This window comes from Actinotalea ferrariae (genome assembly GCF_019733465.1).
GTDB lineage: Bacteria > Actinomycetota > Actinomycetes > Actinomycetales > Cellulomonadaceae > Actinotalea > Actinotalea ferrariae_A.
Window position 1 is genome coordinate 1 of the sequence record NZ_JACVQL010000180.1, and the last position, 10,037, is coordinate 10,037.

Below are 10,037 nucleotides of genomic sequence, written 5' to 3' on the forward strand. Positions count from 1 at the left end.
ATGGAGTGTCAACCAGCCCTGCAGCAGTCCCGCGCGATGTCGCCGGCACCGCACGGTCATGCCGCTGACCGGGCGCTGATGTGGTCCGCGGCCCGGGCGCCCGACGAAGGAGCGGCGCGGTCGCGGCCGCGTGTGGCACCCGATTGCCACACCCGCCGTCAGCGGTAGCGTCACGGCATGACCGGGGCCCGCGGCGGCGACAAGGCGTGCTGGGAGTTCTCAGATGCTTGGATTCTGGCCGCTATCGGCGACGGCATCCGGCACGACGAATTGAGCGGCCTCGTCGCTGCAGCGGACCACTACAACCACTCCATCCCTACCAAGGACGAGGTAGGCCAGGGCATCGGCCGCCTTGTTGCCTCGGGGCTGGTCACGAGCGCCGGGCGAAGCCTGGAACCCACACCCACCGGTAGGACGCTCCTCCGAGCAGACACCCACGGCGGATACGAATACGTCAGGCAGCTCTTCCTTGCAATGGCGCGTGTCCCGGTGGTCGAGGGCCGATGGGACCTGCCCCCCGGAACTCTCGAGCGCGCCTACCGCAGGTACGCCCATCCCTTCACGTGGTGGCTGCCGCAACGCCGCCGAAGGCAAACCATGCGCGGTCGGCACTGAGTGAGATGCCCTGAACCATCTGGAGCGCACGGTCATGCCGCTGATCGATCGCCCGACCGCGGACCCGTAGGGCTGCTGACCGAGCGGTGGCCTGCGGCCTCCTGTGGTCGCCGCGCCTCGCGTGCGATTGCTGAGCCTCGAGGTGCGAAGTGAGGACCGACTTACTCGGCCGAGCGTCGCCGTGAGGCGAGGCGACGTACCTGGGGAACGAGAAGCGCAATAGCGAGCGGAGCAAACGCCAACGCCCACGCGGGGTGGTTCGGCTTTGCAGCCTCGAGCGCGTCGAGGTCTGCCTGCGCCATCGCCTGTTCCGGGTGGTCAGGCACGAACCGCAGTCTCAGCGGCGGCGCGTACCGGGACCCGGGCGGGATCTGGTCGGCTTCCTCCCACCACTCGTACGGCCCGTCCCCCCACTCCAGACCGTCCCGAGGGACGATCACGTCCTCACCGGCGGCCGTGTCCCCCACGTCCGTCACGTGCTGCAGGTGAGTCGTCACGGACCGCCCATCAGCTAGGAACGTCACCTCAACCTCAGCGACGTACAACCCGCGGCCGGTGTCGATGTGCCGACGGACGTCGCTCGCCACGACGGTCGCACCTCGGTCACTCAGCTCATCAGCGAGCTCAAAGGTCGGGCCCGGAAGCAGGCCAACAACCGCCAACCACGTGCACATGAACACCACGGCCCAGATCGCAGCCTGAGCCACCTGCAGCGAGCTCTCGTACGGAGAGGCACGGACCTGGTCATCCGGCATGACGCCTGCCTCCTCTGTCAGCTCGTCGACATCCTCCAGTTCTCGACCCGCCGCCGTGGGGTGAAGTTCCCGCGAGGCCGTTCACTGGACCATCAATCCGTCCGTGACCGCACGGTCATGCCGCTGACCGGTACGGCCGAGCGCACATCGGCGCGGGAGGTCGGGCGTTGATGTCCGTGGCCCGGCGGCTTGCGCTTGGGCTGCCTAAGTTCGCGCGGCCGTCAGGTCCGCGACGTCACCGGAACGAAGAACGCCCAGGCACCATTCGACAACCCCCCTGCGGCGAAGGTCACGACATGCCCACCGGGCGCGGCTGCATGCCACACATCCAGCGCGTGACGCTGCTCAGGGTGCGACGGATGGGCCACCGTGATCCGCTGAAGTGTCGGCTCCCACCGAGCCGTCCAGGGGTTCAGGCCCACGACGTCGACCGGAGTGCCTTCCCCGACAACCCCGACGAGGCGCCAACCCGGGGTCACGCGGTTCATCGCACACTCTTTTCTCCCGGCCGAGCAGCGAGGCTAGCCCCCTCGAACTGCCGAGACGGCGGGCGTGGCCGCTTGTTGCACGGCCACCGGCGCAGCGGCGGCCCGCACGGTCATGCCGCTGACCGCGCGCGGCGCTCACCGCCGAGGCGGGCAGTGCGGGACCATAGGACGCATGGCTGCGATGTCCCCGAAGTCGCCTTGGGCGGCCGAACTTCCCGACGGGCCACCGATGCGGGTCGAGCTCGCTCGCCTCGTCGATTCGGACGGCGGCCTGGACGACGCCGAGAACGAGTTCTTCGAAGCAGCCAACGATCCTCAGTTCGTTGCACGAGAGACTGATCAACGCCGCTTCCGTAGCCAACTACGCCGACGCCTCCGCCACCTGCAGTCGAAGGCTCACGACCAGGCCGAGCGGTGAGGGCGGGTAGCCGTCGGACCGTCGAGATGCGCGCGGCAGGAACCGGACGTTCAGGCCGCTGACCGGGACGTCGACTCCACACTTCAGGCGGGGCGCACCCTGGCGCGCCGTACACCGACGGGATCGCGCGCAACGCCGTGCGGCAGCCGGAGCGCGACAAGCACGCCCGCCACGGCCACCAGCAGGCGCGCGCCGAGCGCTGCACCGAGGACGCTCGCGACGAGGTGGCTGAGGAGGAAGACATCCGTCGAGACGTAGCGCGCGTACGCGGCGAAGTCGACCGTGCGGTCCGGCTCGTGCGTCACCGAGCCCGCCGCGAGGAGCAGCCCGTACACGGGGAGGAGCCACAGCGCGGCGCGGGCGTACCCGTCGAGCGACCCGTGGACCCGTGGATCGTCGTGTGTCATGAGGACCTCCGGGAAGGCAGCCACGCACCGCGGCGGCGTGGCGGTGGACGCTGCCAGCGTGCTCCCGCTCGCTCGCGCGGCACAAGGCCGTCGTGACGGACGCGGCCCTATGCACGGCCATGCCGCTGACCGGGATGCCGGGATGCCGGGACGCCGGACGCCGGACGCCGGACGCCGGACGAAGTGGATCACCGCCGCTGAAGACTGGCTACGCCGACGCCTCCCAGCCGTCGTATTCGCCGTCGCCCCGTGCGGCCACCGCCTCCATCAGGTCGGTCGCAGTTCGTACGAAGTCCGGCTCCAGGACGACGTCGTGCTGCTCGGCGACGACGCCCCACTGATCGGGGTACTCCGACAGAGGGTCGCGGGCTTGCGCATGCCATCCGGCCGCGACGAGTTCGTCGCGCGCCCTCGCAGCTGCGCCCGACGAAGCGAAGTACAGGTAGTGCAGTACGTGTCGCGGAGCAAGAAGGTCCCCACCCTGCTTCTGGATGGCGTCCAGGAGCATGAGGTCCTTGTACTTCAGCCCAAGTTGCGGTGAACGCTCCTCGGGGTCGATCGGCCGACGGTCGAACCTGGACAACATCGTCCGGAGGGACCAGCCCACGTCACGCTCCTCGTCTCGTGCCCAGAAATAGCCGGAAGCCTCGCACGTTAGCCGACGTCCTCACCGTCGGGACGCGACGGCGCACGATCCGCTCACCACTACCGTGATCGCCATGTCAGGGCGCTACGACCGAAGTGATCTCAACGTCTACGGGGCCGAGGATGACGAGGAGATGGACGCCATCCTCGACGCCCTCGAGCGAGCAAATCAGATACCCGAGCCCCAAGACGCACTGCCGAATCCGACTCTCGATCAGAAGCGCTAGCCAGCGACAACCCTTGGCGGCGCCATCGTGGCTAGCATGCCGTCGTGGTCACATGGACGGCCGTTCAGCGACCCGCCGGGCCCCGAGGCCTCGCCCTGGTCGGCTTGACCGGCGCCCTTCTGTCCGGGATCGGAGACGTGCTCATCCTCGGCCGGCCGAGTTCCGGCCGAGACTTCGACCAAGCCGCCGGCATGGTCCCTCCGCACATCGATGCGGACGACAGATGGCGGTCCCTGTGGAACGGCGCCGCCCTCCCCGCGCGTCGCATCCATGCCGGAACGCTCGCCGGCCATGTGGGGATAGGCCTGCTGCAGTGGCTCGCCCTGCGGGGCATCAGTCGAACGCTCCCCACCGGGCGTGAGCGGCGGATCGCCGAGGCGTCGGCGACCGTGTTCACGGTCGCGGGCGTTCTCACCCATCAGTGCTGCGGCACGGTGATCCTGGCGTACAAGAAGGCGATGGACGAGGCCCTCGGGTCTGAGGACGAGACCCGCCCGTCGCCACGCTCCGCCACTCCGCTGCTGGCGATCAGCACTGCTGCAACGCTCGGCGCGCTCGCCGCCTACAGTGCCAGCCTGACGGTGGCTGAGCTGCGTCGCGGCGAGTCCGCCTCCGGGTGGCAGTCGGTCGTAACGCCGCTTCCGCCGGTGATGGTGACGTTGCTGAACTTCGGCGCCCTTCCCGCTCCGGTCGGCGGGTACGCCCGTCCCGCCTCCATCAGCATCGGCTTGGGGACGTACTTCGCCATCACCGCCGCGTCGAGTCAGCGGCGGGGCGATCCACGCACGGGCAGCACGACAGACACGGCCGAGCGCTCAGCGGGGCGCTGGGAACGCCGCCGACCACCACCTACGGTGACGGCGTGAGCAGCCCCTTCGCGGCAGAGGGAATCTGGCGTCCCCTGCCCTACGACGAGGCGTGGGCGCTGGTGGACGCACACCTCGACTTCAGGCCGGACTTCTACGAACGAGAAACACCGGCGATCGACCTACCCGCTGGCAGCCTCGTCATCGACCTTTCCCCCGTTTTCAGCGTGCCAGGACCACGGTTCGCGGCCGGTCTCGCGGCGGTCAACGCTGCGGCGTTGAGGAACTTCGTCTGGCTGACAGCCGACGAGGAGCTCATCGCACTGGACTGGCAGCACACGCCCTACCGCTACAACCCGGGCGCCCACGCCCTCGCCGGACTCCCAGAATGGCCGGTGCCTGTCTTCCCCGACGGCGACTACTTCATCCACCACGCCCCGCGCCTCGAGTGGGGAACGCTCGGACACCCATGGCAGCAGACCCTGACCCTGTGGGGCGATCCACTCGTCCGCTCACTCGGCAGGGAGCTGCTCACCTGGCTGCCCCGACACCCACAAAGCCTCGCGTAGCGTCACGACCGAGCGCATTTCAAGCGGCCAGAGCCCCCGAACCAAGCGCGAGCTCGGCAGGGCTTTGGCCATCCGGCGACCGCTGCTGGGCGGTTCGCGGCGAAGGTCTAGCGCGGCGGCTCGGAGGAGGTCGCATCCGCGCCCTCGGCTGCGGCCGAGTCCCCGGAGTGCGCAACGCCCACCCCGACAAGCGCGAGGAGCAGGAAGACGGCGAAGGTCGCCTGCTGGAAGGCCAGCAGGTCGAAGGTGCCGGCGGCGACGGCGGTGCCCAGCAGACCGGCACACAGCGCGCCGTTGAACGTCCGGGCAGGCGAGCCCGGTGCGGCACGGCCGGCGCTCCACGCGGCGAGGGCAGCACCGCCGAGGATGAGGATCGCGAGCCCGAGGACGCCGACGAGTCCGTCGCGCACGAGGGTCACGAGCCACTGGTTGTCGAGGATGTTCTCCATCAGCGGCGCGTCGCTCGGCCCGTTGCCCCACCACGGCGCCTGCTCGAAGCGCTCGAAGGCCTCGGGGTAGTCCACGAGGCGGCCGCGGATGCTCAGGTCGTCCTGGGCGCCCGTGATGAGCTCGCGGAACACCCCGATGATCTGCGGCGCCGCGACGACGGCGCCCGCGGCCGCGAACGCGAGCGTGAGGAGCACGGTGAGGCGGTGCACGGGCAGCAGGAAGACGAGCAGGACGAGGACGGTCACGGCGAGCGTCAGCAGGCCCGAGCGCGAGAAGCCGAGCGGGAGCGCGAGCATCACGACCGCGGCGGCGGCGCCGGCGGCACGCCGCGCCCCCACCGAGCCGGCGTGGAGCACGAGGTGCACGAGCAGGGGAAGCAGGACGGCGAGGACGACCGAGTACTCGAGCGGGCTCGACGTCGTGCCGGGGACGCGGTTGAGGCCCAGGCGGTCGACCACACCCATCGGGCTCACCACGGTCGTCATGAACGGCAGCTCGACGATGTCCGCCCACTTGTCGATCACACCGGCGAACTGAAGCCCGCCGACGACGGCGCAGAGCACGGCACCGGCCGCGAGCCAGCCGACGAGGCGGTGCGCATCACGCAGGTCCCGGACCACGACGGCGCCCAGCAGCGTGATGCCGACACCGGACAGCACGATGAGGACGGACCGGTCCATCTGCGCGCTCTGGTCGGCGGAGAGCAGGCGCGTGTTCGCCGTCGTCCACGCGACGATCGCGAAGCCGAGGTACGCGACGGCGACCCACGCGACGGGTCGCGCGCGCAGCCGGGTGTCGGCGCGCAGGAAGCCGGCCAGGACGAGGAACAGCGCGAGGAGGCCGAGCAGCCGCAGCGGGCTGCCGTTGGACCGCAGCGGTCCGACGAGCGCGAGCTCACCCGGCAGCACGAGGTAGACCGCGAACGCCGCCACGAGGACGAGCATGCTGCTCCGCAACCGAGACCCGGGCTGATCCTCCGCCGCCCCGACGAGCGCGACCGGCGCCCGTCCGGACGCCTCAGCGGACGCGGGCGTCTCGACGGTCATCGCACGGTCCTCGGCACGGCCCTACACCTACCACGCCGGGCCTGTGCCGGGGCGGGGTGCCCGCGGACGCGACGGCGCCCGCGCGCTGCCCCGGCGCGGGGCCCGCGTGGCGGCACGTCAGGCGGCGGGCAGGTCGACGGAGTCCCTCGCCGCCACGTCCGCGCGAGCCTCGGCCACCTCGGCGACCACGGACCACAGCCGACGCGCGAAGGCCTCGAGGGAGAACCGTGCGGCGTGCGAGCGCACGAGCGTCCGGTCGTGGTCCGGGAACGAGCTCAGCGTGCTGCGCACGGCGTCCGCCGTGGCTGTCTCGATGAACTCGCCCGAGACGCCCTCCGCGGTGCTGTCGAGGAAGCCGCCCGCACGCAGCACGGCCGACGGCGTGCCGAACGCGTTCGCCTCGAGCGGCGTGAGCCCGAAGTCCTCGCGCGAGACGGAGACCAGCGCCCGCGCGTTGGCGTAGAGCCACCGCAGCTGTGCGTCGCTGACGACGCCGACCGAGCGCACGTGCGGCGCGTCGTGGAACGGCTCGGCCGAGCCCGCGACGACGAGCGGCGAGCCCGTGCCGCGCGTGCCCTCCACGACGGCGTGCGTGTTCTTGTAGCCCCGGCCGCGCGCGATGGTGAGCCAGAAGCCGGGCTCGACGCCGGGCACCGGCTCCTGCTCGCCCTGGGCGTCGATCGAGACCGGGGGGTGCAGCACCTCGGCGTCGATGCCGTACGTCGTGCGCACGCGGCGCGCGACGATGCTCGAGTTCACGAGGTACCGGTCCGCCGAGCGCGCGGCGCGGCGGTCCCACGCGAGGAGCGACGGGCGCACCATGCTCAGCGCGCGCCGTGCGGTCCGGCTGCCGAGGTACTCGTCCGCCTGGTAGAGCCAGCGGGCGGGGTTGTGGCAGTACACGATCTTGCGCACGCTCGCCGGGACGGACATGCCGTGCGCCCAGCCGGTCGAGCTCGCGACCACGACGTCGGCGCCATCCGGCCGCAGGGAGTCCCAGGCGTTGGGCAGCGCCAGCAGGGCGAGCCGCGGGTCCTTGCGGAACGCGGGCACCTTCTGCAGGTGGGACACCCGGACGTCGACGTCCTGGAAGCCGTCGAACGTGGTGTGCGGGTTGTAGACGCTCGTGTACAGCGGCGCCCCCGGGAAGACCTTCGTCATGAGCAGGGCGACGCGCTCCGCGCCGCCACGCTGGGTCAGGTAGTCGTGGGCGAGGGCCAGCTGCATGGACGTACCCCGTTCATCGGTCGGGACGATTCGTCACAGCGCCGTTGCTGGGTGATCCACGACGGTAGCCCATCCGGGTTACCGCGCAGTTAAGAGCTGTCATCGTGGCTGTGACATCGAGCCGGCGGAATGGGGCGGCCACCATGCGAGACGTCCGGCGTCCGCGTTCCAGGTGAAGGACACGACGCCGGACTCGAACACTAGCCCCCGGCGAGCAGCCCGTCCTCTGCCGTCTCAGCGCCCTCGCGCCACCCGACGACGCGGGCCGGGACCCCGACCGCGATGCAGTTCGCCGGCAGGTCCTTGGTCACGACCGACCCCGCGCCCACGATCGCGCCGTCGCCGATCGTCACCCCGGGCAGGACGACGACGCGCGCGCCCAGCCACACGTCTGCGCCCACGACGACGTCGCGCTCGACCTTGTCCTGGTGCATCACGGGGCTGCCGGCGCGCGTGCCGTAGTTGCTCGCGGTGATGAACACCTCGGGCGCGAGGAGGGCGTTGTCACCGAGCGTGATGCGACCGGTCGAGTCCCCTGCCCACAGGGAGCAGCGCTCCCCGACGTGGACCTCACGCCCGAGGACGATGCGGGAGCCGTTGCGCAGGCTGGCCGTGGGCGACATCGCGAGGCCCGGCCCCGCGGTCATCTCCCGGCGCGGGCCGACGTGGGAGTAGGAGTAGGCACGCGCGACCTTGAGCAGGTGCAGCACGAGGGCCGGGTCGAGCACGGACCGGAGAGCCTGGACCAGCGACGGACGGGGCATGGCACACCTCCTGGCGGCGGGGACGTGCGGTCACCGTAGCGGTGGGGCCACGGCGGGACCGCGAGCCGGGGGTTCCGTTGCGGCCTCGACCGGGGTGACCCAGGATCGGGTGGGTGATCACGCGCCGCACGTCTCCGACCGGGGCCGTCGGGCGCCCGACGGCGTCACGGCACCGTCGCGCAGCAGTCCTCGTCGCGACCGTGCTCGCGCTGCTCTGGGGCGCCGGCGGCGCTGCCGGCGCCGGCGGTGCACCGGCGGGCGGGGCCGTGACCGAGCCGCCCGTGCGGCTCGAGGACGAGATCACCGACACCGTCGGCGCGCTCGGCGGGCGGACGGCCGACGTCCGGGCCGCGCTCGACGCGCTCGCGGACGAGACGCCGTACCAGCTCTTCGTCGCGTTCGTGGACAGCTTCGACGGGACGGACCCCTTCGACTGGGCGGCGCAGAGCGCGATCGACTCCGGGCTCGGCGTCAACGACGTGCTGCTCGCGGTCGCCGTCGAGGACCGGCAGTACGCGATCTCGGTCGACGACGCCATCGCGCTGTCGGACCAGCAGCTCGGCGCGATCGACTCCCAGCGGGTCGAGCCGAGCCTGAGCGCGGACGACTGGGCGGGAGCGGCGATCGGCGCGGCGGACGGCCTGCGCGACGCCGCCTCGGGCGGCAGCGGCGGTGCCGCGGGCGCGCCCGGCGGGTTCTCGCTGCTGCCCGTGCTGCTCGTGGGCGGCATCGTGGTGGTCGTCCTGGTCCTCGTCGCGCGGTCGCGACGCAGGGCATCCGCGGGGGCGCCGCGTGGACCGGACGGGCGCCCCGCGACCGGACCCGCCGCGCTGCCGACGGAGGAGCTGAACCGGCAGGCCAGCCGCGCACTCGTCGCGTGCGACGACGCCGTCCGCACGTCGCAGCAGGAGCTCGGCTTCGCGCAGGCGCAGTTCGGCACCGAGGCGACGCGGGTGTTCGGCCAGGTCATCGCGGACGCGAAGGCCGCGATGGGCCGCGCCTTCGCACTGCGCCAGCAGCTCGACGACACGAGCCCCGAGGACGAGCCGCGCCGGCGCGCGATGCTGCTCGAGATCCTGCAGATCTGCGAGGGCGTCGACTCCTCGCTCGACGAGCAGACCGAGGAGTTCGAGCGCCTGCGCGACCTGCAGGCCAACGCGCCGACCGTGCTGGACGAGACAGCACGGCGCGCCGACGAGGTCGGCAGCCGCCTCACCACGGCCCGCGCGACGCTGGACCAGCTCGCCTCCGCCTACGCACCCGAGGCGCTCGGCACCGTGCGTGGCAACGTCGAGCAGGCGGCCGGGCTGCTCGACGGCGCGCGGACCAGCGTGGAGCAGGGACGCGCCGCGCTCGAGACCGACCGCGGCAGCGCGGTCGCGCTCGCCCGGGCAGCGCAGGACGCCGTCGCGCAGGCCGTGACCCTGCTGGACGCCGTCGGCCGTGCCGGTCAGGACCTGGCCGAGGCCGGGGCGCGCATCGACCGCGGGATCGCGTCGCTCGCGGCGGACGTGGCCGACGCCGAGCGGCTCGCGCCCCAGGACCCCACCGTCGTGGCCGCCGCCGCGCGCGCCGAGGAGGCGCTCGCCGCGGCGCGGCAGCGGCGCACGGCGGGCGACC

General features: G+C 72.0%; 12 protein-coding genes. 5 read left to right on the forward strand and 7 right to left on the reverse strand.

Annotated elements, in window-relative coordinates; genetic code table 11:
• The first annotated feature begins 177 nt into the window (after positions 1 to 177).
• A complete protein-coding gene (locus ICW40_RS14230) occupies positions 178 to 615 on the forward strand; it encodes a hypothetical protein (RefSeq protein ID WP_221654679.1) in 438 nt (145 codons plus the stop codon).
• 161 nt (positions 616 to 776) lie between these two features.
• On the opposite strand, the gene ICW40_RS14235 is transcribed toward ICW40_RS14230, so the two are convergent.
• Positions 777 to 1,370 (reverse strand): hypothetical protein, encoded by a 594-nt coding sequence (locus ICW40_RS14235; RefSeq protein WP_221654680.1) that lies wholly within the window; start codon positions 1,368 to 1,370, stop codon positions 777 to 779.
• A gap of 221 nt (positions 1,371 to 1,591) precedes the next feature.
• Positions 1,592 to 1,858, reverse strand: a complete 267-nt coding sequence (locus tag ICW40_RS14240; protein WP_221654681.1) for a hypothetical protein — start codon at positions 1,856 to 1,858, stop codon at positions 1,592 to 1,594.
• A 172-nt stretch (positions 1,859 to 2,030) separates the two neighbouring features.
• On the opposite strand from ICW40_RS14240, the gene ICW40_RS14245 reads away from it, so the two are divergent.
• A complete protein-coding gene (locus ICW40_RS14245; RefSeq protein WP_221654682.1) occupies positions 2,031 to 2,276 on the forward strand; it encodes a hypothetical protein in 246 nt (81 codons plus the stop codon).
• An 83-nt stretch (positions 2,277 to 2,359) separates the two neighbouring features.
• On the opposite strand, the gene ICW40_RS14250 is transcribed toward ICW40_RS14245, so the two are convergent.
• Both ICW40_RS14250 and ICW40_RS14255 read right to left on the reverse strand, forming a co-directional pair.
• On the reverse strand, positions 2,360 to 2,683 hold the full coding sequence (locus ICW40_RS14250) for a hypothetical protein (protein WP_221654683.1): 324 nt from the start codon (positions 2,681 to 2,683) through the stop codon (positions 2,360 to 2,362).
• Positions 2,684 to 2,891: 208 nt separating this feature from the next.
• Positions 2,892 to 3,290 carry a ribonuclease E inhibitor RraB gene (locus ICW40_RS14255; protein WP_221654684.1) on the reverse strand — a complete coding sequence of 133 codons (399 nt, stop codon included), beginning with the start codon at positions 3,288 to 3,290 and terminating at the stop codon, positions 2,892 to 2,894.
• Positions 3,291 to 3,599: 309 nt separating this feature from the next.
• Between ICW40_RS14255 and ICW40_RS14260 the strand changes: the two genes are divergently transcribed.
• Entirely contained in the window at positions 3,600 to 4,421 is an 822-nt protein-coding gene (locus tag ICW40_RS14260) for a DUF6796 family protein (RefSeq protein ID WP_221654685.1), read from the forward strand.
• Entirely contained in the window at positions 4,418 to 4,930 is a 513-nt protein-coding gene (locus ICW40_RS14265; RefSeq protein WP_221654686.1) for a DUF2716 domain-containing protein, read from the forward strand. The genes ICW40_RS14260 and ICW40_RS14265 overlap by 4 nt, the downstream gene beginning before the upstream one ends.
• 107 nt (positions 4,931 to 5,037) lie before the next feature.
• Here ICW40_RS14265 and ICW40_RS14270 read toward each other — a convergent pair whose 3' ends face one another.
• The 3 genes from ICW40_RS14270 to ICW40_RS21620 all read right to left on the reverse strand — a co-directional run bounded on the left by ICW40_RS14270 (position 5,038) and on the right by ICW40_RS21620 (position 8,417).
• Entirely contained in the window at positions 5,038 to 6,324 is a 1,287-nt protein-coding gene (locus ICW40_RS14270) for an O-antigen ligase family protein (protein ID WP_221654687.1), read from the reverse strand.
• A 219-nt stretch (positions 6,325 to 6,543) separates the two neighbouring features.
• On the reverse strand, positions 6,544 to 7,653 hold the full coding sequence (locus ICW40_RS14275; protein WP_221654688.1) for a glycosyltransferase: 1,110 nt from the start codon (positions 7,651 to 7,653) through the stop codon (positions 6,544 to 6,546).
• A gap of 200 nt (positions 7,654 to 7,853) precedes the next feature.
• Positions 7,854 to 8,417: an acyltransferase gene (locus ICW40_RS21620; protein WP_308121816.1), complete on the reverse strand. Its 564-nt coding sequence runs from the start codon at positions 8,415 to 8,417 to the stop codon at positions 7,854 to 7,856.
• Between the two features lie 113 nt (positions 8,418 to 8,530).
• On the opposite strand from ICW40_RS21620, the gene ICW40_RS14285 reads away from it, so the two are divergent.
• The coding region (locus ICW40_RS14285; protein ID WP_221654689.1) for a TPM domain-containing protein at positions 8,531 to 10,037 on the forward strand (1,507 nt) is incomplete at its 3' end.

Excerpts from the sequence above, each read along its gene's own strand:
- ICW40_RS14275 (WP_221654688.1), bottom strand. The coding sequence starts at position 7,653 with ATGCAGCTGGCCCTCGCCCACGACTACCTGACCCAGCGTGGCGGCGCG.
- ICW40_RS14230 (WP_221654679.1), top strand. The coding sequence starts at position 178 with ATGACCGGGGCCCGCGGCGGCGACAAGGCGTGCTGGGAGTTCTCAGAT.
- ICW40_RS14240 (WP_221654681.1), bottom strand. The coding sequence starts at position 1,858 with ATGAACCGCGTGACCCCGGGTTGGCGCCTCGTCGGGGTTGTCGGGGAA.
- ICW40_RS14245 (WP_221654682.1), top strand. The coding sequence starts at position 2,031 with ATGGCTGCGATGTCCCCGAAGTCGCCTTGGGCGGCCGAACTTCCCGAC.
- ICW40_RS14235 (WP_221654680.1), bottom strand. The coding sequence starts at position 1,370 with ATGCCGGATGACCAGGTCCGTGCCTCTCCGTACGAGAGCTCGCTGCAG.
- ICW40_RS21620 (WP_308121816.1), bottom strand. The coding sequence starts at position 8,417 with ATGCCCCGTCCGTCGCTGGTCCAGGCTCTCCGGTCCGTGCTCGACCCG.
- ICW40_RS14270 (WP_221654687.1), bottom strand. The coding sequence starts at position 6,324 with ATGCTCGTCCTCGTGGCGGCGTTCGCGGTCTACCTCGTGCTGCCGGGT.
- ICW40_RS14250 (WP_221654683.1), bottom strand. The coding sequence starts at position 2,683 with ATGACACACGACGATCCACGGGTCCACGGGTCGCTCGACGGGTACGCC.